Source organism: Neisseria sp. P0020.S005 (assembly GCF_051957055.1).
Taxonomy (GTDB): domain Bacteria; phylum Pseudomonadota; class Gammaproteobacteria; order Burkholderiales; family Neisseriaceae; genus Neisseria; species Neisseria subflava_A.
In genome coordinates, this window is sequence record NZ_JBQCWV010000003.1 from 119,132 (window position 1) to 145,362 (window position 26,231).

A 26,231-nucleotide genomic window follows, 5' to 3' on the forward strand; every position below is an offset into this window, starting at 1 on the left:
TTTTCTATATTTTGCCACCTTTTCAGGTAGGCAAAATACAAGGTATGATTATATCGTCTGTTTACAAGGAAATTTTGATGAAAGCCCTGTTTATCGCCGATCCAATGGCAAGTTTTAAAACCTATAAAGACACTACTTACGCCATGATGCGTGAAATGGCAAAGCGCGGTTGGCAGCTTTTTCATACCTTGAGCGGAGAATTGTCCGTCCGTGAAGGCTTGGTGGTGGCTCAGGCGGCGGCATTTGAGTTTGTCGGCGCGAAAAACGATGACGATCACGAATGGTTTAAAGCAGAGGCAAAAGTTCAGACGGCCTTAAAAGATTTCGATGCGGTCATTATGCGCACTGATCCGCCGTTTGATATGCAATATCTGTATGCGACCCAGTTTTTAACTTTGGCAGAGCAGCAGGGCGCAAAAGTATTTAACAGCGGACAAGCAATGCGCGATTTCAATGAGAAATTGGCAATTTTGAACTTCAGCCAGTTTACCGCGCCGACTTTGGTTACCACACGTTCCGCCGATGTCCGTGTCTTTTTGAAAGAACACGGCGACATCATTATCAAACCTTTGGACGGCATGGGCGGCATGGGCATTTTCCGCCTGACCGAATCCGACCCCAATATCGGCAGTATTTTGGAAACCCTGATGCAGCTTGATTCGCGCACCATCATGGCACAACGTTATATTCCTGAAATCGTACATGGCGACAAGCGCATTCTGATTATCGGCGGAGAAGTTGTTCCGTATGCTTTGGCACGTATTCCGCAAAACGGCGAAACACGCGGCAACTTGGCTGCCGGCGGCCGCGGCGTGGCGCAGGAGTTGAGCGAGCGCGACCGTGAGATCGCAGAAACCCTTGTGCCTGAGTTGAAGCGCCGCGGTATTTTGCTTGCCGGTTTGGATGTCATCGGCAGCAACCTGACCGAAGTCAACGTAACCAGCCCGACCGGTTTCCAAGAAATCATGAAGCAAAAAGATTTCGACGTTGCCGCCATGTTCGCAGATGCCGTCGCATCTTGGGCAAAACAATAAATCTAAAGGCCGTCTGAAAATTAACCTGACGGTTCTTTTTCAGACGGCATTCTAATGTTGAGTATATGATGAAACCATCTTCCTACGCATCTGAAAAAAAAGGCAAAAACGGCATCAAGCGCATCATCAATGCGTTTGGTTATTCCAAAGATGGACTGGCTGCCGCGTATCGTTATGAAAGCGCATTTCGCCAAGTTTTTTGGTTGAACCTGATTTTAATTGTCTTGGCATTGTTCCTTGATTTCGGCCTGGTCATCAAAATGGTGCTTGTTGTCGCATCGTTTATTTCACTGATTACCGAATTGTTTAATACCGCCATCGAGGCAGCCGTTGACCATACCTCTACTGAAAAACACGAGCTGGCCAAGCGTGCCAAAGATGCCGGCTCAGCCGCGCAATTAATGGCTTTGTTCATGTTATTTATTGTTTGGATTGTTGCATTAACTGCTTAGAAATGTGGTAATATGGTAATTCATTAGGATTAGATAGTATTAGTTAATCTATATCAAAGTTTTCAGACGGCCTTTGGTTGTAAGATGAAGGCTATATATCCCAGCCATTTGGCAAACACAAGGAGCAAAACATGAAAAAATTAATGGCAACCCTGATTCTGGCAGGCTTGGCAACTTCCGTATCTGCAGCCGGTATCCATATTGAAGATGGTTGGGCCCGTGCCACTGTCGAAGGTATGAAAATGGGTGGCGCATTCATGAAAATCCAAAACGATGAAGCCAAACAAGACTTCTTGGTAGGCGGCAGCAGCCCTGTTGCAGAACGCGTTGAAGTACACACCCATATTAACGACAACGGTGTTATGCGTATGCGCGAAGTTAAAGGCGGCGTGCCTTTGGCTGCAAAAGGCGTAACCGAGCTGAAACCGGGCAGCTACCACGTTATGTTCATGGGTCTGAAAAAACAATTGAAAGAAGGCGAAAAAGTGCCTGTAACCCTGAAATTCAAAAACGCGAAACCTCAAACTGTCGAGCTGGAAGTGAAAACCGCACCTAAAGCCGACATGCAGCACGATCACGGCGCACACGGTGGCGCACATCAGCACTAATTGCTTGAATTTGCATATAAAGGCCGTCTGAAAGTCATTGGGCTTGCAGACGGCCTTTTCTGTCGTCAAATCAAAATGTGCTAAAATCACGCTTTAAAAAATGTATTTGAAACCCACATTCCGCTCATGAATACTCACAACACACCAGCAAACATCATCGTCGGCCTTTCCGGCGGCGTCGATTCATCCGTTACCGCGGCCCTGCTCAAACAGCAAGGCCATCAAATCAGCGGCGTGTTCATGCAGAACTGGGAAGATGATGACAACGACGAATATTGCAGCATTAAACAAGATTCCTTCGATGCTATTGCCGTTGCCGATATCATCGGAATCGATATCGACATCGTCAATTTTGCCGCGCAATATAAAGACAACGTATTTGCTTATTTCCTCAAAGAATACAGCGCGGGCCGCACGCCGAATCCGGATGTCTTGTGCAATGCCGAAATCAAATTCAAATGCTTTTTGGACTATGCCATAGAGCAGGGTGCCGATACCATTGCCACCGGACACTATGCTCGCAAAGAAGTTCGCAACGACGTGCATTACCTGCTAAAAGGTTTGGATCAAAACAAAGACCAAAGCTATTTCCTATACCGCCTCAAGCCTTTCCAACTCGAGCGCGCGATTTTCCCATTGGGCGAGTTGGAAAAGCCTGAAGTCCGCCGTCTTGCCGAAGAATTCAAATTACCGACTGCAACCAAAAAAGACAGTACCGGCATCTGCTTTATCGGTGAACGCCCGTTCCGCGAATTTCTGCAAAAATACCTGCCGACCAATAATGGCAAAATGGTTACCCCTGAAGGCAAAGTAGTCGGCGAACACGTCGGCTTGATGTTTTACACGCTGGGCCAACGCAAAGGCTTGGGTATTGGCGGCGCAGGCGAACCATGGTTTGTCGCGGCCAAGGATTTGACCAAAAACGAACTGATTGTCGTCCAAGGCCATGACCATCCTTTGCTTTATACGCAAAGCCTGATTATGAACGATTTAAGCTTCACATTGCCCGAACGTCCGAAAGAAGGACGCTATACCTGCAAAACGCGCTACCGTATGGCCGACGCGCCTTGTGCGTTGCGTTATTTAGATGATGAAACCATCGAGCTTGTTTTTGACGAGCCGCAGTGGGCAGTAACCCCAGGCCAATCTGCGGTACTGTATGACGGCGATGTGTGCTTGGGCGGCGGCATCATCATGTCCACCGACAAGCCTGTCATCATTACTGCTTAACACAAGGGCCGTCTGAAAACGAAGCGGCAGATTAAATCAAGCCTTTCTGACGGCCTTCATTCTAAAAAAACGACTAAAACAAAGACTGATCAATATGGAAAAACTCTGGCTCAAAAGCTACGAACAAGGTGTAAACCCTGAAATCGATATCTCTCAATACAGCTCTATCAGCGATGTATTTCGTCAAAGTGTCGAGAAATTCGCAGATAAACCTGCTTTTCAAAACATGGGCAAAACGCTGACTTATGCCGAAGTGGGCAAATTGGCGACCGATTTTGCATCTTACCTGCAAAACGTATTGAAACTGCCGCGCGGTGAGCGTGTGGCGATTATGATGCCGAACGTTTTGCAATATCCGATTGCGCTTTTCGGTATTTTGCAGGCAGGTTTGGTGGCAGTGAATACGAATCCGCTTTATACGCCGCGCGAGTTGGAGCATCAGTTGAAAGACAGCGGTGCGACCACGATTGTCGTGTTGGAGAACTTTGCCAATACATTGGAGTTGGTGTTGCCGCGTACGCAAATCAAACATGTGATTGTCGCATCAGTCGGCGAGATGTTTGGCATGATTAAAGGCGCGTTGATGAACTTCGTCATCCGCAAAGTGAAAAAAATGGTGCCGGAATACCGTATTCCCAATACCGTGACTTTTCAGACGGCCTTGAAGCAAGGTGCGGCAAATACGTTCAAACCAGTCGAGTTGACACGCGACGATACTGCCTTGTTGCAATATACAGGCGGCACGACCGGCGTGGCAAAAGGCGCCGTCCTCAGTCACGGCAATATCTGCGCCAATATGTTGCAGGCAAAAGAATGGATTAAAAACAGCCTGCACGAAGGCAAAGAAACGGTTATTGCCGCGTTGCCGCTTTATCATATCTTTGCCTTGACGGTAAACCTGATGATTTTCGCCAATACCGGTTCTAAAATCATCCTGATTACCAACCCTCGCGATATGAAAGGATTTATCGGTGAATTGAAAAAAGAGCCGATTAGCGTGTTCATCGGTGTGAATACCCTGTTTAATGCGATGGTCAACCGTCCGGATTTCGTCGAAGTCGATTTTTCCCGTTTGAAGCTAACTTTGGGCGGCGGTATGGCAACGCAAAAAGCCGTTGCGGAAAAATGGAAAAAAATCACCGGTACGCCGATTGTGGAAGCTTACGGCTTGACCGAAGCCAGCCCGGGCGTATGTTGCAATCCTTTGAATATCGAGGCTTACAGCGGCGGTATCGGTTTGCCGGTTCCTTCGACCGAAGTCGAATTACGCGATGCGAACGGCAAAGAAGTGCCTATCGGACAGCCGGGCGAATTGTGGGTACGCGGTCCGCAAGTGATGAAAGGCTATTGGAACCGTCCTGAAGAAACCGCCAAAGCAATCGATGCACGCGGCTTTTTAGAGACCGGCGACATTGCCGTGATGGATGAAAAAGGCTGGCTGAAGCTGGTGGACCGCAAAAAAGATTTGATTGTGGTATCCGGTTTCAATGTGTATCCGAACGAAATCGAAGAGGTAGTAGCCAGCAACGACAAAGTCTTGGAAGTCGCCTGTATCGGCGTGGCAAGCGAGAAAACCGGTGAAGCGATTAAGGTCTTCGTCGTACGCAAAGACCCGTCTTTGACCAAGGAAGAGCTGATCGATTTCTGCCGTAAAGAGCTGACTGCTTATAAAGTGCCGAAAGACATCGAATTCCGCGACGAGTTGCCAAAATCCAACGTTGGCAAAATCCTGCGCCGCGAGCTGCGCTGATATATAGAATCAGTATGATAAGGCCGTCTGAAAACGCTGTTTTCAGACGGCCTGAAGCTTTTGCCGTTTGCCAGAATATGCTGCTTCAAGTTAAAATCACACATTCCAACATGGGTATCACATCATGACTAAATTTATTTTCGTAACCGGCGGCGTTGTATCTTCTTTGGGTAAAGGTATCGCCGCCGCTTCTATTGCTACTATTCTCGAGTCGCGTGGCTTGAACGTGACCATGCTTAAGCTCGACCCGTATATCAACGTTGACCCGGGTACCATGAGCCCGTTTCAACACGGCGAAGTATTCGTAACCGATGACGGCGCGGAAACCGACCTCGACCTCGGTCACTATGAGCGTTTCATCAACGCCACCATGACCCGCCGCAACAGCTTCAGTACCGGCCAAGTCTATGAAAACGTGATTGCCAAAGAGCGTCGCGGCGACTATTTGGGCGGTACCGTACAAGTGATTCCGCATATTACCGATGAAATCAAACGCCGTATCCATGAAGGCGCGGCCGGTTATGATGTGGCGATTGTCGAAATCGGCGGTACAGTCGGCGATATCGAATCTTTGCCTTTCTTGGAAGCCATCCGTCAAATGCGCAGCCAGCTCGGCCGCAACAATACATTGTTTGCCCACCTGAGCTACGTGCCTTATATTGCCGCTGCCGGCGAAATCAAAACCAAACCGACCCAGCATACCGTTAAAGAAATGTTGAGCATCGGTTTGCAACCTGACATCCTGATCTGCCGTATGGACAGAGAAATGCCTGCGGACGAGCGCCGTAAGATTGCATTGTTCTGTAACGTTGAAGAACGTGCCATCGTGGGCAGCTACGATGTGGACAGCATTTACGAATGCCCTGAAATGCTGCACAACCAAGGCATCGACAGCATCATTACCGAGCAGCTCCAACTGAATGTCAAACAAGCCGATTTGACCGAATGGAAGAAAATCGTTCACGCGATTCGAAATCCGAAACATACCGTCAAAATTGCGATGGTCGGCAAATACGTTGATTTGACCGAGTCCTACAAATCACTGATCGAAGCCCTGAAACATGCCGGTATTCACACTGAAACCGACGTACAAATTACCTTTGTCGACAGCGAAAGCATTGAGAAGGGTAATGGCGACGTTTCCATGCTCAAAGACATGGACGCGATTTTGGTGCCGGGCGGCTTCGGTTCACGCGGCGTGGAAGGCAAAATTGCCGCCGTACGTTATGCACGTGAAAACAACGTACCATACTTGGGCATCTGCTTGGGCATGCAAATTGCCCTGATCGAATACGCCCGCGATGTTGCAGGCTTGAAAGGTGCGAACTCTACCGAGTTTGATTTGAAATGCGCTGCGCCTGTCGTTGCCCTGATTGATGAATGGCAAACTGCAGACGGCAGCGTAGAAACCCGTGACGAATCTGCCGATTTGGGTGGCACCATGCGTTTGGGCGCGCAAGAAGTTGACCTTAAACCGGGCAGCCTTGCCGCAAAAATCTACGGCAGCGAACATATCCGCGAACGTCATCGCCACCGCTACGAGGTCAATAATAACTATGTTCCTCAGTTGGAAAAAGCAGGTTTGGTCATCGGCGGCGTATCCGCAGGCCGCGAGCGTTTGGTTGAAACCATCGAATTGCCAAATCATCCTTGGTTCTTCGCGTGTCAGTTCCATCCGGAATTCACTTCCAATCCGCGCAAAGGCCATCCTTTGTTCAGCGCGTTTGTGAAAGCCGCGTTGGGTAACAAAAAAGCCTGATTGATGTGATTGAAAAAGCACCCGTTTCCGGGTGCTTTTTTGTTTTCAGACGGCCTTAGAAGTTATTTGTTTTCATTGATTTCACGGTCGTTCAAAGGTTGTACGGGACGGTTGTTTTCGCCGCCGATAATGTCGCGCATGGCTTTAAACTGCGCCGCATCTGCCTGAACCGGAGTTTTTAAGACAACCCAAGTAACGTTTTCGCTGCAAATAGGAAAGGCCGTCTGAAATTTCTTTCAGACGGCCTGTTTTATTTGATTATGTTGTAAAAAGTCTAAACTCTAATGAATAAAAGTGTTTCTCAAGATGAAAGTAGTTGTTTGTAGCATTAGAAAACATTAATATTGCTAAACGTGTTTTCACGAGATTTTAACTTTGTTTTGGAGAGAATAATGAAAAAATCGATTATCGCTTTGGTTATTGCCGGTTTGCCGCTGGCTGCATCTGCAGAAGTGATTCTGTATGGTCAAATCAAAAGCAGCGTGACCGTCGGTCAGGTAAAAATCAAAGGTGATGCAGGTTCTGAAACCAGCGCTACCGCAACCAGCATCAATGACAATACCTCCCGCATCGGTTTCAAGGGCAGCGAAAACTTGGGCGGCGATTTAAAAGCCATTTGGCAAGTTGAACAAAAAACAGCCATTACCGGCGGTTCCCAAGGTTTTGCCACTCGTGACTCCTTCATCGGTTTGCAAGGTAACTTCGGTAAGATTCGTGCCGGTAAGCTCAGCAATATGCTGAATGAAATGGATACCATCGATCCATGGATGTACAAAACCAATGCCGCAGGCTTGGGCATCTTTACCCGTACCGGCAACCGTAACGCCGCTGTACGCTACGACAGCCCGGATTTCGGCGGATTCAAATTCAACGTGTCTTACGCACCGCGCGACAACCGCAATCCTTCAGACAAATACACGCACACCAAATCGGCCAAAGACCAATACACCGGCGGCGTGAGCTTCTCTAAAAACGGCTTTACCGCCAATGCGGCTTACGGCCACTACAACGGCGCGTACACCGACAAATCAGGCAAAGTCAAAGCGGCGCAAATCGCCAAAGTCGAAACTTATTACGATAAAGACAATCTCTTTGTCGGTGGCGGCGTACACTATGCCAAAGGCCATGAGACAGGCAACGAATATTTAGGTTATTTCACCGATGGTTTTAATGAGTACAAGGGTAGTGACATTACTGTCGATACAGGCAAATCTGAAGCCGTGAAAGTAGTTGATGCAGCGGTAACTGTCGGCTACAAATTGGGCAATGTTACACCGCGCATTACTTACGCGCACGGCTGGCCTGCCAAGGGCGTGAACAGCGGCGAAAAATTGGTGGATAAATTCGACCAAGTCGTTGTCGGCGGTCAATACACCTTCAGCAAACGCACCGGCGTAGTTGCCCAACTGGCGTATCTGAAAGTCGGCAATAAAACCCGTCTGACTGCAGCCAATAAAGGCGGCGTTGAACAAAAAGCCGCTTCTGTGGGCCTGTATCACAAATTCTAAGCCGTCTTGAATGACAAGGCCGTCTGAAAAATTTCAGACGGCCTTTTTCTTGATTAAAGTGGTTTATTTGTCGTGGTTGGTCAGCGTTGTACCGTGACGGCCGCCGCGTTCTTTCAAACGTTGTACCAAGCCTTCGACCGTTGTCGGCATACCGTCGATACAGAATGCCTGATACAGGGCGGTGTGCAGGGCGTCGTTGCGGCTGAACGCATTGCCGATCAGCTTCCAATCGCCTTTGCGCGGCTTGATCCAGCGGTGGTTTACTGTGTCGCCGTAAGCGAATACTTTGTAAGATGAACGCTTGTCTTTGCTGTAAGTAAAGGACGTGCGGGCGCAATAGAGGCCTTCGACGGAGAGGTTGTCGTAGCCTTTGTCGGAGCGCACATTCAAGACGTAGCGGATGCTGTTGTCAGGCGCAGGCATGATTTGCAGGCTGCTGAGCAGGATTTTGGGCTGCTTGCCGTAGGTTTCGTTGACATAGAGGTCGAACCAATCGCCCGATTGGGTATCGGGCAGGGGTGGCAACTCAGCTTGGTGTTCTTTAAATTCGCGTGCGGCAACTTCTTCAGGGCTTTCCTGATAACGCGTGTTGGTCAGCGTATCCTTTTGGCTGAAACCCAAAGCAAATGCTTGAGTTGCGGCAAGGCTGAGAGCGAGAAGGGCAAAACGGCGCATAGACAGCTCCAAAGTGAAAAACGGCTTTATTTTATGGGCTTGCAGGGTGGGGTGCAAGTAAGTACGGTATAATTGACGTTAATTCTGATTAATATGACGAGTTTTCATCATGAATACACAAACTCTGGATGTCATCGGTTTGAAATGCCCGCTGCCGATTTTGCGTGCCAAAAAAGCTTTGGCGCAAATGCAGGAAGGCGAAGTGCTGACCGTATTGGCTACCGATGGTGGCGCGCCCGGTGATTTTGAAGCGTTTTGCCGTCAGACCGGGCATGTTTTGTTGGAATCGAGCGAAGCCGACGGCGTGTTCAAGCTGGTGTTGAAGCACAGATAAAGGCCGTCTGAAATGTCTAAAGCCGTCACGTTGTCTGCCGCTGTATTGGCTGTCTGCCTGAGTGCATGCGGCAATGAAGGCGTTTTGCCGCAGAACGCTGCCGATTATGCCCAAAATGTAACCGACTTGTTCCGCCAAAGCTGCGTGGCCGCAGACGGCGATGCCGCCCTTGTCGGCGAGTTTGCCAATGCTAATAAACTGGTTTTATTGTCGAAAAAAGATATTGCCGATTTGCCTGCCGGAATGATGGATTTGGAGGCATTAAGCATTTGGAAGAAAACGGAAAACGGCGCAGATTATTATTTGAGCCTGACTGAAGACAGTTGTAGCGTGCGCACGGCTAAAGCCGACGACCATCTGATTTTTAAACAATTTTTGGCTTTGGCAGAAAATCCGCCGCAAGGTTTGAACGCTGAGTTGCGTACCGATAATTTGTCGAAAGCCCCGTTGCCTATGCGTCAGATTTCCTACGCATGGCGCGCGTCTGGCAGTCCGAAAGAAACCTTGTTGACCGTTAAAACAACGTCGTCCGAGCATTTTCCGGTACAGGCTGTTTTTTATTTGACCCATCATTCTTACGACAATAAGGCCGCCATTTTACCTTAGATCAGTTGACGATTGAAACATCAAATCGATAGAAACCGTTACCGCCGAATAAAGGCCGTCTGAAACATTATCAAACCAAACCACTCGAAAGTAAGCTATGCAAACCCTGACCATCATTCGCCCCGACGATATGCACTTACACCTGCGCGACGGCGATGCGCTCAAAGCCGTTGCCCCGTACACCGCCCGACAAATGGGCCGCGCGGTTATCATGCCCAACCTGAAGCCGCCCGTCGTCAGCGTTGTCGATGCCCAAGCATACAAAGCGCGCATTATGGCCGCCCTGCCAGAAGGCAGCACCTTCCAGCCGTTGATGACGCTTTATTTGACCGACAACGCCACTCCCGAACTCGTGCGTGAAGCCAAGGCTGCCGGTATTGTGGCTTTCAAACTCTATCCAGCAGGCGCAACCACCAATTCCGATTCCGGCGTAACCGACTTGTTTAAGCTGATTCCCGTGTTGGAAGAAATGGCGAAACAGGGCATTTTGTTCTTGGTTCACGGCGAAGTGACCGATCCTGAAATCGATATTTTCGACCGTGAGGCCGCCTTTATCGAACGCGTGATGAAGCCGGTTTTGGTGCAAGTGCCAAACCTTAAGGTCGTGTTTGAACACATCACTACTGCCGAAGCAGCACGACTGGTATTGGAAGCTGGCGATAATGTGGCCGCGTCCGTGACGCCGCAACACTTGCTGCTCAACCGCAACGACCTTTTGGTCGGCGGCGTGCGCCCTCATCATTTCTGCCTACCTGTACTCAAACGTGAAACCCACCGTCAGGCTTTGGTTGCCGCCGTTACCGGCGATAAGGCGCACAAATTTTTCCTCGGCACGGACTCTGCGCCACATGCCAAAACTGCCAAAGAAAATGCTTGCGGTTGCGCCGGTATGTTCAGCGCGATGACCGCCATCGAGCTTTATGCCGAAGTGTTTGAGAAAGCAGGCGCATTGGACAAACTGGAAGCCTTTGCTTCTAAAAACGGCCCGCGTTTCTACGGTCTGCCTGAAAATTCTGATACCATCACACTGGTCAAACAAACGCAAACCGTACCTGCTAGCGTACCTTACGGCGATGGCGAGCTTGTACCGATGAGGGCTGGCGGCGAGATTGAATGGACGGTGCAATATTAAATTTGCCGTCAATGAGACATAAAAAGAAACAACCTGCTTGAAAGGGCAGGTTGTTTTTTATTGTCGTTCAGACGACCTGTCATGGGGAGAGGAGGCAGACAAGGCCGTCTGAAAACCGGATTAGAGTGTGTGTTTATTCGGTCAACATGGGTTTCAGCGCTTCCCAAGCCTGCGGCAGTTGGGTAAAGCCGTCCGAAGCCATCAAATGGCCGCCTTCGGGAATATGGGTAACAGGGCTTTTGAGTTTGGCCGCCATGTCCAAAGTCAGTTCGGGCGGAACATGGGTGTCGTTGTCGGAAACCAGACAGTGTTTGGGCATGTCGATTTTGCGCAGGATGTCGAAATCGGGCGACGCTGCTTTAATGTAGGCATCGAGTGCAGGCAGGGGCGGCAGTGTATCGGCAAAACCGGCGGCAAGCAACAGACCGCCGATTTTTTGCGGCTGTTGGCGGCTGAGGAAATGAAGGAGGGTAATGCAGCCTAGGCTGTGGCCGACTAGGAGGGTATGGGCATCGGGCTTGCCGATGTGCTGGTCAAGGGTAAACTGCCACGCGGTCGTGCTTGGTTTGTCGGGATTGGGCATGGCGAGTGAGATTGCTTGTGCGCCGGTGCTTTTGACTTGGGCGCAAAGCCAGTCAAACCAGTTGCCGTGTGGATTGCCTTCAAAGCCATGTACGATATAAACGCGTCGATTCATGTTTCTCCTCCTTCAGACGGCCTGAGACTTTTGTCTAAATCTCTGCCTGTAAGCATTTATTATACCATGTTTGTTTATGTTTTATTGTTTGTTGTTTTGTCAGGATGATTGATTAAGTTTTTGTTGTTAAATGATATTTGCAAGAATAATAAAGCAAACAACACGGCAGGGGCGGATGGCTTTGCCGTGTTGTTCGGGTTTGAAATATATATGGGCCGTCTGAAAAAAAAACAGTTTAGAAATAGCCTTGCTTTTTGCGCTCTTCCATCGCTGCTTCCGATACGCGGTCATCCATGCGCGTGGCGCTGCGTTCGGAAAGGGTCGCGGCGGCGGTTTCGGCAATGATGTCTTCGGGCGTGGCGGCGGTACTGGCAACAGGGCAGGTGCAGGAAATATCGCCGACGGTACGGAAACGGACGTCGCGGATTTGGGTAACTTCTCCTTCGCGCTTCGGCGTCAATGGTGTAACGGGAACAAGTAAGCCGTTGCGTTCGACAACTTCGCGTTTGTGGGTGTAATAAATCGGCGGCAGGGCGAGTTTTTCGTGTGCGATGTATTGCCAGATGTCCAATTCCGTCCAGTTGGAAATCGGGAACACGCGCATGTTTTCGCCTTGGAACAGGCGCGTATTGTAGAGCGACCATAATTCAGGACGTTGGTTTTTAGGATCCCATTGGCCGAACTCGTCGCGGAAAGAGAAGATGCGTTCTTTGGCGCGCGCTTTTTCTTCATCGCGGCGTGCGCCGCCCATCAGCGCATCAAAGCCTTGTTCTTCGATGGTTTCAACCAGCGTAACGGCTTGGGCGGCGTTGCGTGAATCGGTTTCTCGGCGCAAGACGACGCTGCCTTTGCGGATGGACTCTTCTACGCTGCCGACCACAAGTTGTACGCCGGTACGCGCGACCGTGTCATCGCGGAACTGAATCACTTCGGGGTAATTGTGGCCGGTATCGACGTGCAGGAGTTTGAACGGCAGCTTCAGCGGACGGCCTTCGATTTGGAAGGCTTTGACGGCAAGCGCCAGCAATACGACGGAGTCTTTACCTCCGGAAAACAGCAAGGCCGGATTTTGAGCATTGGCAATCACTTCGCGGATGATGTAGATAGACTCGGCTTCGAGCCAGTCGAGGTGGTGGTTTTGGATAGACATTTTTTCTCTCTTTGCAACCTTGGCGATAGCCGATACTTTAGTGAGGCCGTCTGAAAAAGGGAAAGAATGGTTTGTTTGTTGCAAAGATGTTTTTGTTATATTGCAAGGTCGTGTTTTTCAGACGGCCTTTGCGCTTTAACTTATTTTTAACCCGATTTCTCTGACGAAGCGCCTATCTTGGCGTACACTTTGGTCTTTTATAAATGAGAATGGTTTATGTATCACGGCGAGAGATTTAATGCGTACAGCCATTTGGCCGGTTTCTTGTTGGCAGTGGCGGCGTTGGTGCTGATGCTGGTGAAAGCGGTGGAATCGGCGGACGGCTATCGGATTGCCGGTGCACTGACTTACGGAGTCTGCCTGCTGCTTTTGTATTTGGGTTCAACCTTATACCACAGTATTCCGCAGCCGAAGGCCAAGGCGATTTTGCAAAAGGTCGATCATTGCATGATTTATCTTTTGATTGCAGGTAGCTATACGCCGTTTACGCTGATTACCCTTCACGGCGGTTGGGGCTGGTCGCTTTTCGGCGTGTCGTGGGGACTGGCTTTAGTGGGTATCATTCAAGAGCTGACGATTGGGCGCAAAAGTGAGAAACGGCTGCTGTCGATGGTGATTTATGTGTTGATGGGCTGGCTGATTGTGGTGGCGGTATGGCCGCTGATACAGTCGCTTTCGGCTGGTGGATTATTTTGGCTGGTGTTGGGCGGCGTATTGTATAGCGCGGGGATTTATTGGTTTATCAACGATACGAAAATCCGTCACGGCCACGGTATCTGGCACTTGTTTGTCTTGGCAGGCAGTTTAACGCAATTTATCAGCATTTATTTTTATGTGTTGTAGATTCAGACGGCCTGAGACCTTTGCAAAATTCCTTTCCCCCAACAGCCGAAACCTAAACACAGGTTTTCGGCTGTTTTTGTTTCGAATATCCACTGATTTTACCCAAATATCCCCTTAATTCCCCCCGGATACCTGATAATCAGGCATCCGGGCCGCCTTTTAGGCGCAAACAGGCACACTTAGCCTGTTGGCGGCTTTCAATAGGTTCAAACACATCGCCTTCAGATGGCTTTGTGCACTCACTTTAATCAGTCCAAAATAGGCTGCCCGGGCATAGCGGAACTTACGGTGCAGCGTACCGAAACTTTGTTCGACCACATAACGGGTCTTCGACAAATATCGGTTGCGTTTGGTTTGCGCTTCCGACAGCGGATGTTTGCGGTGGGCTTTGCGCATAATGCCGTCCTGCAGTCGACGCTCTTTCAGATGTTGCCGGTTTTCCTTACTGTCATAGCCTTTATCGGCATAGACGGTCGTACCTTTGGGCAGTCCTTCCAACAAAGGCGACAGGTGTTTGCACTCATGGGCATTGGCGGGGGTAATGTGCAGTTTCTCGATATAGCCTTTCTCATCGGTACGGGTATGTTGTTTGTAACCGAGTCTGTATAAACCGTTTTTCTTTATCTAACGGGCATCTCTGTCTTTACTCGGCGTGGTTTGGCCGCTGACTTGTCCTTCTTCATCGACTTCTATGGCCTGGCGCTGTTTGCTGCCGGCGGTCTGAATAATGGTGGCGTCAATGACGGCAGCGGATGCTTTCTTTACTTTTAGGCCTTTTTCGGTCAGTTGGCAGTTAATCAGTTTTAGCAATTCGGACAGGGTGTCGTCTTGCGCCAGCCAGTTGCGGTAGCGGCATAAGGTGCTGTAATCGGGGATGCTCAACTCGTCGAAACGGCAAAACAGGTTGAAGTCGATGCGGGTGATGAGGCTGTGTTCGAGTTCGGGATCGGAGAGGCTGTGCCATTGTCCGAGCAGGACGGCTTTGAACATGGACAACAGGGGATAGGCGGGACGGCCGCGGTGGTCTCGAAGGTAACGGGTTCTTTGACGATTCAGGTATTGTTCGATCGGTTTCCAATCAATCAGCTGATCCAACTTCAATAGTGGGAAACGGTCGATGTGTTTGGCAATCATGGCTTGTGCGGTTTGCTGGAAGAAGGTGCTCATGAGAAATCCCCTAAATGTCTTGGTGGGAATTTAGGGGATTTTGGGGAATTTTGTAAAGGTCTCAAACTGCCTTAGCATTGAATGTCCAGATTCCCGGAATGACGGTTTAGAAGTTACCCTAAACCTCAAAAAAAACCTGCACCTTAATCAGTTGGCGGTTTAGTCCGACTTTTGGGGTGCAGATCAAGCTTTCAGACGGTATTTCCTTTAAAACTTCATTTCAAGCGCGAGGCTGAAGTTCCTGCCCGGTGCGGCATACCTTCCATAGTTACTGTCGCCGCCGTGCCGGTTTGCCGTGCTTTCCGCAGTCTGGCGCAAGGATTCCCAAGTAACGTAGCGGTAGTTGCCGATATTGTAGATAGCCGCCCTCAAGGTCAGCCGTTTTTTCAGATTAAGATAGGCGGAAACATCTGCCGTCGACCAAGCAGACGACGCTCTTTTTGCCGAATATCGTTTTTGATCGCCTGCCAGATAAGCAAGTTCATCAGGGTTTTTCCCTTTGGAATAGGTCAGCATAATGTTTGCGCCCCATTTCCCCTCGGGCTGGTCGTATCCGAACCCCAAAACATAACGCGACGGCTGTACCGCATCCAAAGCATAGCTGCGGAGGGACAGTCCCGGCCGGTTGGATACCGATTTCGGTTTGATACGGTTGTACGCCAAAGTCGTGTACAAACCTTCGGGCAGTTTGTGATACACACCGTTCCAGTCGATTTTTCCCAAGATGTTGATGCCTTGGAGCGACATATTTTGGGCATTGTAATAATCGCGTATATCAATCTCTGTCAATTGTCCTGCCTGATTCGGCAATTTGGTTTTTTGATCGGCAACGGCAATCATATCGGTATAACGGTTGCGGAAGCTGCTGATTTCCAAAAAGCCGAAATCGCCCTTCCACTGCAAACCGATTTCGCGGTTGGCTGCCTTTTCCGATTTCAGGGCAGGACGCTGCCAGCCTTTCGGATAATCGTGATAAATGTCTATCCCGAAAAGTTCTTGGAAGGAGGGCGTTCTGAAGCCGCTGGAGGCGCGGTAAGACAAAGAAAAATGCCGGTTCGGTTTGAACACGATGCCGCTGTTCCACGAACGGTCAACATACCGCCCGCTGCGGACGAGTTCTTCCGACGTGGTAAAGTTTTGCCGGTCGTACCTGCCGCCCAAGCTGAAATCGAAATATTTGCCGATTGAAAAACGGTCGTTCAAAGAAATGTGGATATTGCTGCCGTTGATTTTTCTTGGCACGCATTTGCGGGAACGCAGGGTTTCGATGTAGCCGCAGACCGACCCTTCGACGACTTCGGGCTTACCCAAAAGATACTTGTCTCCCTTATCGGTGTAATCCGAGTATTCCGAAATCCTTGCCGCATTGTGGGAAAGCTGTTCGGGGCGGGAGATCGCTTTGGAAGCATCGTAACCGAAGCCCAAAGTCAGATGGTGTTTCGTCCATTTGTTTTTCAGCGACTTCTCAAACGAGGCATTCAAAACATTGTGCTGTTCGCGGTAGTGGAAACGGTCGCTGCTGTCGTAGGAATACGGCTTGTCTGCCGACGCGCGGCAGGATTTGTCCACGGCAGGATACACGGCGCAATTCAGCTTCAGCGTGTTGTTGTCGGTTGCCACGCCCTGTTTGTCAAACGACAACACCGCCTTGTCCGCCCAATTGTCAGAATACGCTTCGTTTTCATAACGGTACAGCAAACCCATACGGCGGCGGCGGTGATGTTCGTCTATAAATTTGGTGCGGGAATATTTCAAACCTATGCCCTTGACCCATTTTTCTTTGTTTTTATCCCACGCTTCTATATTCGGCACAAAATACAAGCCGTCGCGGAAATCGTTGCCGTCGTACACCCCGCTCTTGTCGCTAAACTTTTTCGCCTCGTCCGTACCGTAATACTGTTTTTCCGTCATATCGCGGATGTCGTAACGCTGTTTGGTATCCTCAAACACGCCGCCGACATAATGCCTGCCGCCGAAGCGGTAGTCCAGCTTGGCAAGCCACGAACCGCTGCGGTAATCCATCGGATCGGGCAATATCCTGCCGCCGCCTGTGTACGATTGGGCGGACAGGTTTTCGTGGCGCGCCTGCGCCTCCCGCACCATCGCTTCTTCTTCACTGTTTAAAGCCTGACCTTTTGAACGGCGTTCTTCCACCCAGCGGTTGAGCTGGTTTTTCAAATATTTCCCGTTGCCCGCCAATTTTGCCACAGGCTTGAGCTCACTCTCGCCCTCCGCCAGGAAATATTCTGCCTTTTTATTCGGACTCTGAATATCGTATGTCTGGCGGAACGCGTCCAAACGGTCTATGCCGTATTCCACCCCGTCCGCAATATCGCCGTGCGGGCGCGTTTCCCGCCCTTGGCGTTCGGTTCGGATTAACAGCCCTTCCCAACCGTCCTTACTGAAACCCGCGCCGAGCGACTTCATAAATTGGCGGTTTTTACTGCCGTAGGCGGTTTTTGCCTGTATCCCCCAACTTTTGCCGTCTGAAATCAGGTCTGCCGCCTCTTTGGTGCGGAGGGAGACTGCTCCGCCGAGCGCACCGCTGCCGTGATCGGAAGAACCGGCACCTTTGTCGATTTCTACCGTACCGACGTTTTCATATTCGATTTCGTTGATTGCACCGCTGCCGCCGCGTCCGCCGTATCCGCTCAATGCACCCTGCACGGTAAACGCCTGTATTTGGGCAACACCGTCGACCGAAACCGCCACACGGTTTTTATCCACGCCCCGTATCGAATAACCGCCGCTCGCGCCGTTACCTTGTTCGACGACGGCCACGCCCGGATCGTAGCGCGTCAGGTCGCGGATACCGAGTACCTGTTCTTTGTTCAACGTTTCCGACGTTTTGACGATTTTGCCCAAACCGGTCGCCTCTTTCGATCGCCGTCCCACTTTGGCGGCACGGACGGTAATCTCCTTCAATGATTGACTTTGCGCCGCATCAGATGCCGCCGTTTCGGGGTTTGCCGCATATGATGGGAAAGCGGCTGCAATGGCCAAGGCGGTCAGGGTAAGCGGGAATGTATGCCTTCTGTTCATCGTGTTGCCTCCTTGTCATCTTTCTTCGCACCAAATACCACACCGATTTTTTGTTGGGGTTCGGCAAAGCTGCCGCCCAATTCCGATGCATGAGGTCCGTAAAAGCCCCCTGTTACATGAAGGTTCTCGGCTTTAAACGGTTTGGAGGATGTTGCACCCCTGCCAAGCAGGTCGATACCTGTATCACGGGTACGTGCTGCTGCATGGAAACCGTTGTGCTCAATAATACCGTTTTCAATATAGAAGGCAGGTTCTACACCATTTTTCTCCATCAGGGTGCCGGAAAGGGACTTGTTGGCAAAGTTAACGTCGAATTCGGCTTTTGCCGCTTTATCCGCATGGTTATCCCATTGGATCGGCGCGCCGATACGGGCTTCCCATGAACCTCTATAGTGGACATTCCCAATTTTGGGGATGTCTGCCTCGGAAGTGCGGATACCTTTTATGAAAAGGTCGATATTCCTGTATGCAGAAGCGGGTTGGACAGGTGATTTTCCATCCGTGCCTACGCTTTCCGCGTTGTTTCCTTCATTTTTTCCTGCTGTATTTGCTTCCCCGTTATCTTCCTCTGCCGGCAACTCGGAAGAAGCATGACCGTCATCGGTATCATTTTCCAAACCGTCTTCACCGTCTTCAGGCTCTAAACTTTCATTTTCATCATCAGGTCCCGCGCCTTCATGATCGGAATCTTCGTCCTCTGTTGCAGTCGGTTTGACGACGGGACGGTCGGTTTGCATCCGTCCGATTTTCACATAGTTCAGAAAATCGCAGCAGGTTCGGATTGTCGTTTTCCTGCCGTCGGCAAGAACGATGGTTTGAGTATCTTTGACCAAGGAGATTTCACGCCCTTCGACAAGGAGTTTGTCAGGATGGGCAAAGTCGGGCATAGGCTCGGCAATAAACGGACGTGCCTTAGGATCGGCAGCTTCGTCGGCGGCAATTTTCAGCGAATCCAAGATTTTGGTATGCGTTTCAGACGGCACGGAGCTATTTTGTTTGCCTGCGAATACGCCGAATACGCTTTTGTCGTTGCTGATAAACCGTCCGGCAAGCTCTTCTCCGTTATCGCCGAAAAAACCGCCCTCAAGCCGCTGATCGGCATCGGCATGGAAAAACAAATGCTCCTTACCGGCATGTTTTTCCGCTAAATCAGGATTGACCTTGGCACTGCCGATAAAGCGGTTGCCGTCCAATTTTGCAGTAATGTTGTAAATGATCAGCGGCTTTTTAGGTTCATCTGGATTATTCTTATTTTGCACATACTGATTTTTAATCAACTTACCTTCCAGGTTTTTTTTGTCGAAATTAACCGTATATTCGGCAGGATGTTTTTCCCTGTCGTCGGCATCCCTAGCCGCATAAGAAGTTGCACCAATATTATTACCATAATATGTGTTATAACCCAAATTCTCACTGGCAACCGCCTGACCTGTCCGATGACGTTTGGCATCGGTCATATATTGCCAGTTACCGGAATATTTCACCGTTCCCGCGCTCGGTAAAGATTGGGAGGGATGTTCTCCGGAATAATATACAAACCCGTCATAACCAAACCGGTGGGTAAACCGCTTACCACCTGAGTTCTGTTTGATTTCGTCTTCTCCTGTTTGAGTATAAACATATCCGGCCCGGACATATTTATATTGATACACAGCATCTTTTGAATCGGACGTGTAGATTTGTGCATTAGGATGCCGTCCTTTGATTTCCTTTTTAAGTTTGTCGACCTGTTCTTGCGGCGTACCGTCTAAAAACAGGATATCCTCCTCTTTAAGCGGCAGATACTCCTCTGCCTGATGCTTATCGGGAATTTCCGTACCGTCTTTGTTATAAAAAGCAATATTCCGCCTTGGCAACCGCATTGCCGCACCGACGGCGGGCTGGTTGACCGGCGTGGTTTCTATAGAAGGTTTGGCAGGAGCCGGAGCAGGAATATCCTCAGGCTTGGAAGGTTTGGAATCTGACGGGGTTTGCGCGGTCGGCGTTGATTCGACAACAGGCTGCACGCCGAAATTGCCGCCGATACAAGATGCCAAAAGTAAGGGCAACAAGACAATGCCGCCATAATTCGGTTTACACATCCCTACTTTTCCTCTATTTGATTAATAATAATTATCATTATATTAATATGCACAGATAATATCAACCCAAGACCTTTGCAAAAAAGCCCTTCCCACGACAGCCGAAATCCAAACACAGGTTTTCGTCTAATTCCGCTCCTAATTACTCCTGATTTTACCCAAATATCCCCTTAATTCCCCTTGGATACCTGATTAATCAGGCATCCGGGCCGCCTTTTAGGCGGCAACAGGCGCACTTAGCCTGTTGGCGGCTTTTAAAAGGTTCAAACACATCGCTTTCAGATGACTTTGTGCACTCACTTTAATCAGCCCGAAATAGGCTGCCCGGGCATAGCGGAATTTACGGTGCAGCGTACCGAAGCTTTGTTCGACTACATAACGGGTCTTCGACAAATATCGGTTGCGTTTGGTTTGTGCTTCCGTCAGCGGGCGGTTGCGGTGGGCTTTGCGCATAATGCCGTCCAGCAACTGATGCCCTTCCAGATGTTGCCGGTTTTCCTTACTGTCATAGCCTTTGTCGGCATAGACGGTCGTACCTTCGGCAATACCTTCCAGCAAAGGCAACAGATGGTTGCACTCATGGGTATTGGCGGGAGTGATGTACAGTTTCTCGATATAGCCTTCCTCATCGGTACGGGTATGTTGTTTGTAACCGAGTTTGTAAAGGCCGTTTTTCTTTATCCAACGGGCATCGCTGTCTTTACTCGGTGTGGTTTGACCTCTGACTTGTCCTTTGTTATTGACTTCTATAGCCTGACGCTGTTTGCTGCCGGCAGTCTGAATAATGGTGGCGTCAACGACGGCAGCAGATGCTTTCTCTACTTTTAGGCCTTTTTCGGTCAGTTGTCGGTTAATCAGTTCCAGCAATTCGGACAGGGTGTCGTCTTGCGCCAGCCAATTGCGGTAGCGGCATAAGGTGCTGTAATCGGGGATGCTCAGTTCGTCAAAACGGCAAAACAGGTTGAAATCGATGCGGGTGATGAGGCTGTGTTTGAGTTCGGGATCGGAGAGGCTGTGCCATTGTCCGAGCAGGACGGCTTTGAACATGGACAACAGGAGATAGGCGGGACGGCCGCGGTGGTCTCTAAGGTAACGGGTTCTTTGATGATTCAGGTACTGTTCGATCGGCTGCCAATCAATCACTTGATCCAACTTCAATAGTGGGAAGCGGTCGATGTGTTTGGCGATCATGGCTTGGGCGGTTTGCTGAAAGAAGGTGCTCATGGAAAATCCCCTAAATGTCTTGGTGGGAATTTAGGGGATTTTGGGGAATTTTGCAAAGGTCTCGGCCTGAAATAAAAAAACCTCTCAGTTTGACTGAGAGGTTTTTGTTTGTCGTTAACCTGGGTTTTTGTCGTGGAATTCGTGGAATTCATAGTTGTAGGTCAGCTCTTTTCCGGCTTTGGTTTGCGCCAGATAATCGTCGTAAACCGCACGGATTTCCTTACGTAGCAGGAAAAGGGCGATTAAGTTCGGCAAGACCATAAAGCCGTTGAACATATCGGACATGCTCCAAACCAAATCCACTTTGCCCAAGGTGCCCAATACGATGGCCACTAAAACCAGTGCGCGGTAGATGCCCAAGTGTTTGCCACGGAATAGGAAGCGGATATTGGATTCGCCGAAGTAGTACCAGCCGATGATGGTGGTAAAGGCGAAGAAGGTCAGACAGACGGCGAGCAATTGCGAACCGAAACCCGGGAAGGCTTTGTTAAAAGCCAGTTGGGTAACCGCCGCGCCGGTTTCGCCGGACAAGTTAGCGTCGGTCAGCAGGATAATCAGCGCAGTTGCCGTGCAGACCATCAGCGTATCGATGAAGATACCGATAAACGCGGCCATACCTTGTTGCACAGGGTGTTTGACGTTGGCGGTCGCATGAGCGTGCGGGGTCGAACCCATACCGGCTTCATTGGAAAACAGGCCGCGTGCCACACCGAAGCGGACGGCCTCGCGCATACCGATACCGGCCGCACCGCCCAATACCGCTTCAGGATTGAAGGCGGCGACAAAGATACTGTGGAACATCGGGATGATGTGGTCGGAGAATTTGAACAAAATAATTACGGCACATAAGATGTAAATCACCGCCATAAACGGCACGACAAATTGCGCGATACCGGCAATGCGGTTGATGCCGCCGATGATGATCAGGCCGGCGAATACCGCCAAAGCAATGCCGACAGCCATCGGAGGAATATCGAAAGCCAAATTCATGGCCGAGGCAATGGAATTGGATTGGGTTGCGTTACCGATGAAGCCTAGCGCGATAATCAAGGCGATGGAGAAAAAGCCGGACAGGAAACGCGCCGCACCACGGCCGATTTTCGGCGTCAGACCATGCGTAATGTAAAATGCAGGGCCGCCGATGTATTTTCCGTGGCTGACCACGCGGTATTTTTGCGCCAAAACGGCTTCTGCAAAAATGGTAGACATGCCCAAAATGGCAGACAACCACATCCAAAAAATGGCACCCGGGCCACCGGCAGTAATCGCAGTGGCGACACCGGCAACGTTACCGGTACCGATTTGAGCAGAAATCGCCACGGCAAGCGCTTGAAATTGAGACAGAGATTTGCCTTCGTGGTCTTTGTCTTTTTTGCTGAACAAGCCGCCGAAAACGGATTTGAAACCCGTCCCCAATTTGGTCACTTGCGGCGCGCCCAAGTACAGGGTAAAAAACAGGCCGATACCGATTAAGGCATAAATCAGCAGGTAGTCCCAAAGAACCTGATTGACTGCACCCACCAGAGCAGACAATATTTCTTCCATAATAAAACCTTTAATAAAAACAATAAAAATAAAATGATACGGGTAACTACTCCCACTCATTTTTCGCGTTTGGCAATATCGGCGAGCAGGCCGTTTTGCCATTCGATACCGGTTAAGTTGTTAACAATTTTGACCGATTTTGTCATCATACCGTAAACCTTCGTGAATTAAAACGAAAAACTGACAAAGGTTTGCCGCAAATGTGCTTCTTTATTTAAAAAAGTTTTTTTTGTTTTCAGACGGCCTTTTTTGCAAATATTCGGGCCGTCTGAATATTTTGGGTAAAGACAACTTATGATAAAATGCACGCCTTACAAATGAAGCAAATTCCGCCTCAACGCGTGAAAAAACGAAAGGAATCAACATGGCAGGCCATAGTAAGTGGGCAAATATCCAACACAAAAAAGCCCGACAAGATGCCAAACGCGGCAAAATCTTCACCCGTCTGATTAAAGAAATTACCGTTGCTGCCCGCATGGGCGGCGGCGATCCCGGCGCAAACCCGCGCCTGCGTCTGGCTTTGGAAAAAGCCGCTGAAAACAATATGCCTAAAGACAACGTGCAACGTGCCATCGATAAAGGTACGGGCAATCTGGAAGGCGTGGAATACATCGAGTTGCGTTACGAAGGCTACGGCATTGGCGGCGCGGCTTTGATGGTGGACTGTCTGACCGACAACAAAACCCGTACCGTTGCCGATGTGCGTCACGCGTTCACTAAAAACGGCGGTAATTTGGGTACCGACGGCTGCGTAGCGTTCAACTTCGTTCATCAAGGCTATTTGGTGTTTGAACCGGGCGTTGACGAAGATGCGCTGATGGAAGCGGCTTTGGAAGCCGGTGCGGAAGATGTGATCACCAACGACGACGGTTCCATCGAAGTGGTTACCGCGCCGAACGACTGGGCGGGCGTGAAAGCAGCATTAGAAGCCGCAGGCTACAAATCTGTTGACGGCGACGTTACCATGCGCGCCCAAAACGAAACCGAGTTGAGCGGCGAAGATGCGGTTAAGATGCAAAAACTGATTGACGCATTGGAAGATTTGGATGACGTACAAGACGTTTACACTTCTGCCGTGTTGAATCTGGATTAAACAGTTTAAAGAATAAAAGGCCGTCTGAAATTTCAGACGGCCTTTTTATATCGAAACCAATCAGATTTTTCTGGTTTTCAACCAAGCCCAAAGCAGCAGTAATACCACGAAGCTGAAATACAAAATACTCCACACCGGCAGGGCGACGCCGAATAGATAGTCCGGCTCGGCGCAGTTGCCAAAGCCGCGGACGATGGGTTCAAACCAATCGAACAAAGGCCAGTCGCGCAGGCGGAAGGTCCAAGGTGCGCCGCAAGAAGGGGCGGTGCCGGGCGGCAGGCTTTGCAACCAAATTTGATAGGCGGCGACACCGGCGCCGTAAACGGCCGGGGCGGCAATCAACAATGCCGAGAGCAAACGGGCAAATTTGGAAGATTGGGAACTGAACGCCGTAACAATGGCCAACAGCCCGACACCTAATACGCACAAGCGTTGCAGGATGCACAATACGCACGGGTTCATGCCCAAAACGTATTGGGAAATAAAGGAGCCGCAGGCGGCAAATATGGAGAGGACGACTAAAAATAAAACAGTCTTGCGGAAAAAGTTCATCACATAAAACCTTTCAGACGGCCTGGACGCAAAACAGCCGCTAAATAATGTTTACTTTAACACAAAACGCATATGCTTTTTTTGGTTTGACGGTTTTTTGCGTATGTTTGTTGGTATTGCATAACCATAAATATGGAAACAAAAATGTGTTCCATATCGAAAAGGCCGTCTGAAATGTTCAGACGGCCTTTAGGGGAGAGACGTTTTATTTTTTCCCGTGAGATTTTTTGACGTCTGCTTCAGTAATCGTACCGCCGCCATTATTAAAGGCGTTCATGATGTAAGTGGCAACGGCGGCGACATCGGCATCATTGATGGCGGTAGAAGGCATGAAGCCGTTGTAAGGTTTGCCGTTCACTTTAATCGGGCCGTTGATGCCCTTGGTCATGCTTTGCAACAGGACTTGCGGTTTTTTGTTGATATAGTCGGACTGGAACAGTGGCGGGAACATGGCGCCACGGCCTTCGCCCTTTTTGCCGTGGCAGGCGGCGCAGTTGGTTTCGTAAATCTTTTGTCCTTTGCTCATCAGCGTGGCATCAGCGGCAAAAGCGGTTGGGAGGCTGAGTGCGGTCAGAAGGAGCAGGTTAGGGCGGAGTGCAGTCATGATGTGTTCCTTTTTGAGTAGTGTTTTTGATGGCTACACGCTTGGTTTGCGTTTGAATAACTTGATGATAACGCTAAAGGCCGTCTGAAAGTGGATTTTTCAGACGGCCTTTGGTTTAGGTCAAATCCAGCCTTGCAGATTGGCCCGGCTTAAGTGGGCAAGTGCGGCAATCCAGTCGGCGGAATCGTTGAGGCAGGGGATGTAACGGTATTCTTTGCCGCCGGCGGCGTGGAATTGTTCGCGTCCCATAATGGCGATTTCTTCCATGGTTTCGAGGCAGTCGGCCATGAAACCGGGGCAGAAGACGTCGAGTTTGGTCGTGCCTTGTTTCGGAAGCTCATCAAACAAGGCTTGCGTGCTGGGCTTGACCCATTGGGATTTGCCAAACTGGCTTTGGAAAGAAACGATGTATTCTTGTTCGGACAAGCCCAATGCCTGCGCGAGCAGTTTGGCGGTATGGTGGCACTCGTCAGGATAGGGGTCGCCGTCGTCGTGATGCTTTTGCGGAATGCCGTGGAAACTCAACATCAGTTTTTCACCGCGTCCGTTTTGGGCCCAATAGGCTTCGATGTGCTGCTTCATGGCTTGGATATAGGCGGCATCGTCGTAATAACGGGAGACGGTGCGGACACTCATTTGGTTGCGTTGCAGCAATAATTCTTGAAACACTTTGTCCAAGGCTGCGCCGGTAGAAGAGCCGGCATATTGCGGATAAAGCGGGATGACCAGCAATTTGCCTACGCCTTGGGCTTTGAGTTCCGCCAAAACGTCGGCAACGCTTGGGTTGCCGTAAGTCATGGCATGACGGACGATGACATCGGGCAAATGTTTGGCCAGGGCTTCTGCTTGGCGGTGTGTGTAAACCTCAAGCGGTGAACCTTCTTTAAACCAAACTTTTTCATAGGCATGCGCACTTTTTTTGGGGCGAAAGGTCAATACCAAACCGCGCAATATCGGTTGCCATAAGAGCTTGGGCAATTCGACAACGCGTTGATCAGACAGAAATTCTTTCAAGTAAGGCTTGACTGCGGCAGCAGTGGGCGCGTCAGGCGTGCCGAGGTTGAGCAGCAGGACGGCGGTGCGGTTTTGTGCGGTGTAGGCTAGGGCCGGTTCGGTATGGAAACGAGACATGGTTGTGCTTTATT

General features: G+C 49.9%; 23 protein-coding genes and 1 pseudogene. 12 read left to right on the top strand and 12 right to left on the bottom strand.

Going from position 1 to position 26,231, the window contains the following annotated elements; genetic code table 11:
* The first annotated feature begins 77 nt into the window (after positions 1-77).
* The 6 genes from gshB (at position 78) to ACTHTU_RS03830 (ending at position 6,833) form a co-directional block, all read left to right on the top strand.
* Positions 78-1,034, top strand: a complete 957-nt coding sequence (gene gshB / locus ACTHTU_RS03805) for a glutathione synthase (protein WP_440361803.1) — start codon at positions 78-80, stop codon at positions 1,032-1,034.
* A gap of 68 nt (positions 1,035-1,102) precedes the next feature.
* Positions 1,103-1,486, top strand: a complete 384-nt coding sequence (locus ACTHTU_RS03810; protein ID WP_440361866.1) for a diacylglycerol kinase — start codon at positions 1,103-1,105, stop codon at positions 1,484-1,486.
* 131 nt (positions 1,487-1,617) lie between these two features.
* The gene (locus ACTHTU_RS03815) at positions 1,618-2,094 is read left to right on the top strand and encodes a copper chaperone PCu(A)C (protein ID WP_049331348.1); all 477 of its coding nucleotides are present in this window, start codon (positions 1,618-1,620) and stop codon (positions 2,092-2,094) included.
* 126 nt (positions 2,095-2,220) lie between these two features.
* Positions 2,221-3,324 carry a tRNA 2-thiouridine(34) synthase MnmA gene (mnmA, locus tag ACTHTU_RS03820; RefSeq protein ID WP_440361804.1) on the top strand — a complete coding sequence of 368 codons (1,104 nt, stop codon included), beginning with the start codon at positions 2,221-2,223 and terminating at the stop codon, positions 3,322-3,324.
* Between the two features lie 94 nt (positions 3,325-3,418).
* On the top strand, positions 3,419-5,074 hold the full coding sequence (locus ACTHTU_RS03825) for an AMP-binding protein (RefSeq protein ID WP_440361805.1): 1,656 nt from the start codon (positions 3,419-3,421) through the stop codon (positions 5,072-5,074).
* 124 nt (positions 5,075-5,198) lie between these two features.
* Positions 5,199-6,833: a CTP synthase gene (locus tag ACTHTU_RS03830; protein WP_049350648.1), complete on the top strand. Its 1,635-nt coding sequence runs from the start codon at positions 5,199-5,201 to the stop codon at positions 6,831-6,833.
* Between the two features lie 62 nt (positions 6,834-6,895).
* Here ACTHTU_RS03830 and ACTHTU_RS03835 read toward each other — a convergent pair whose 3' ends face one another.
* A complete protein-coding gene (locus tag ACTHTU_RS03835) occupies positions 6,896-7,045 on the bottom strand; it encodes a carbonic anhydrase family protein (protein WP_440361867.1) in 150 nt (49 codons plus the stop codon).
* Positions 7,046-7,225: 180 nt separating this feature from the next.
* Here ACTHTU_RS03835 and ACTHTU_RS03840 point away from each other — a divergent pair, with 180 nt between their 5' ends.
* Complete coding sequence (locus ACTHTU_RS03840; RefSeq protein ID WP_440361806.1) at positions 7,226-8,341, top strand: porin; 1,116 nt, start codon at positions 7,226-7,228, stop codon at positions 8,339-8,341.
* Between the two features lie 63 nt (positions 8,342-8,404).
* Here the strand turns inward: ACTHTU_RS03840 and ACTHTU_RS03845 are convergent, their stop codons facing one another.
* Positions 8,405-9,016 carry a CNP1-like family protein gene (locus ACTHTU_RS03845; protein WP_440361807.1) on the bottom strand — a complete coding sequence of 204 codons (612 nt, stop codon included), beginning with the start codon at positions 9,014-9,016 and terminating at the stop codon, positions 8,405-8,407.
* Positions 9,017-9,125: 109 nt separating this feature from the next.
* Between ACTHTU_RS03845 and ACTHTU_RS03850 the strand changes: the two genes are divergently transcribed.
* From ACTHTU_RS03850 to pyrC, 3 genes are all read left to right on the top strand, one after another.
* Positions 9,126-9,350: a sulfurtransferase TusA family protein gene (locus ACTHTU_RS03850; protein ID WP_250579234.1), complete on the top strand. Its 225-nt coding sequence runs from the start codon at positions 9,126-9,128 to the stop codon at positions 9,348-9,350.
* 12 nt (positions 9,351-9,362) lie between these two features.
* A complete protein-coding gene (locus ACTHTU_RS03855; protein ID WP_440361808.1) occupies positions 9,363-9,956 on the top strand; it encodes an NMCC_0638 family (lipo)protein in 594 nt (197 codons plus the stop codon).
* A 97-nt stretch (positions 9,957-10,053) separates the two neighbouring features.
* Entirely contained in the window at positions 10,054-11,088 is a 1,035-nt protein-coding gene (gene pyrC, locus ACTHTU_RS03860) for a dihydroorotase (protein ID WP_440361809.1), read from the top strand.
* 133 nt (positions 11,089-11,221) lie between these two features.
* Here pyrC and ACTHTU_RS03865 read toward each other — a convergent pair whose 3' ends face one another.
* Entirely contained in the window at positions 11,222-11,785 is a 564-nt protein-coding gene (locus ACTHTU_RS03865) for an RBBP9/YdeN family alpha/beta hydrolase (protein WP_440361810.1), read from the bottom strand.
* A 235-nt stretch (positions 11,786-12,020) separates the two neighbouring features.
* Complete coding sequence (gene cysD, locus ACTHTU_RS03870) at positions 12,021-12,962, bottom strand: sulfate adenylyltransferase subunit CysD (protein WP_440361868.1); 942 nt, start codon at positions 12,960-12,962, stop codon at positions 12,021-12,023.
* Between the two features lie 189 nt (positions 12,963-13,151).
* On the opposite strand from cysD, the gene trhA reads away from it, so the two are divergent.
* The gene (gene trhA / locus ACTHTU_RS03875; RefSeq protein ID WP_315038698.1) at positions 13,152-13,778 is read left to right on the top strand and encodes a PAQR family membrane homeostasis protein TrhA; all 627 of its coding nucleotides are present in this window, start codon (positions 13,152-13,154) and stop codon (positions 13,776-13,778) included.
* A gap of 159 nt (positions 13,779-13,937) precedes the next feature.
* On the opposite strand, the pseudogene ACTHTU_RS03880 reads toward trhA, so the two are convergent.
* The 5 genes and pseudogenes from ACTHTU_RS03880 to ACTHTU_RS03900 form a co-directional block, all read right to left on the bottom strand.
* Positions 13,938-14,945, bottom strand: a pseudogene (locus ACTHTU_RS03880) (IS5 family transposase).
* 207 nt (positions 14,946-15,152) lie between these two features.
* Positions 15,153-17,987 carry a lactoferrin/transferrin family TonB-dependent receptor gene (locus ACTHTU_RS03885; protein ID WP_440361811.1) on the bottom strand — a complete coding sequence of 945 codons (2,835 nt, stop codon included), beginning with the start codon at positions 17,985-17,987 and terminating at the stop codon, positions 15,153-15,155.
* Positions 17,984-20,068, bottom strand: coding sequence for a transferrin-binding protein-like solute binding protein (locus tag ACTHTU_RS03890; RefSeq protein ID WP_049328591.1), 2,085 nt, complete (start codon positions 20,066-20,068; stop codon positions 17,984-17,986). Before ACTHTU_RS03890 ends, ACTHTU_RS03885 begins: the two co-directional genes overlap by 4 nt.
* Before the next feature lie 216 nt (positions 20,069-20,284).
* On the bottom strand, positions 20,285-21,292 hold the full coding sequence (locus ACTHTU_RS03895) for an IS5 family transposase (RefSeq protein ID WP_440361812.1): 1,008 nt from the start codon (positions 21,290-21,292) through the stop codon (positions 20,285-20,287).
* Positions 21,293-21,406: 114 nt separating this feature from the next.
* Positions 21,407-22,837 carry an alanine/glycine:cation symporter family protein gene (locus ACTHTU_RS03900; protein ID WP_440361813.1) on the bottom strand — a complete coding sequence of 477 codons (1,431 nt, stop codon included), beginning with the start codon at positions 22,835-22,837 and terminating at the stop codon, positions 21,407-21,409.
* Between the two features lie 364 nt (positions 22,838-23,201).
* Here ACTHTU_RS03900 and ACTHTU_RS03905 point away from each other — a divergent pair, with 364 nt between their 5' ends.
* Positions 23,202-23,930, top strand: a complete 729-nt coding sequence (locus ACTHTU_RS03905; protein WP_049331317.1) for a YebC/PmpR family DNA-binding transcriptional regulator — start codon at positions 23,202-23,204, stop codon at positions 23,928-23,930.
* Positions 23,931-23,990: 60 nt separating this feature from the next.
* Here ACTHTU_RS03905 and ACTHTU_RS03910 read toward each other — a convergent pair whose 3' ends face one another.
* The 3 genes from ACTHTU_RS03910 to hemH all read right to left on the bottom strand — a co-directional run bounded on the left by ACTHTU_RS03910 (position 23,991) and on the right by hemH (position 26,217).
* On the bottom strand, positions 23,991-24,482 hold the full coding sequence (locus ACTHTU_RS03910; protein ID WP_440361814.1) for a disulfide bond formation protein B: 492 nt from the start codon (positions 24,480-24,482) through the stop codon (positions 23,991-23,993).
* Positions 24,483-24,687: 205 nt separating this feature from the next.
* Entirely contained in the window at positions 24,688-25,086 is a 399-nt protein-coding gene (locus ACTHTU_RS03915) for a c-type cytochrome (protein ID WP_440361815.1), read from the bottom strand.
* A 120-nt stretch (positions 25,087-25,206) separates the two neighbouring features.
* Entirely contained in the window at positions 25,207-26,217 is a 1,011-nt protein-coding gene (gene hemH / locus ACTHTU_RS03920; protein ID WP_440361816.1) for a ferrochelatase, read from the bottom strand.
* Positions 26,218-26,231 lie beyond the last annotated feature (14 nt).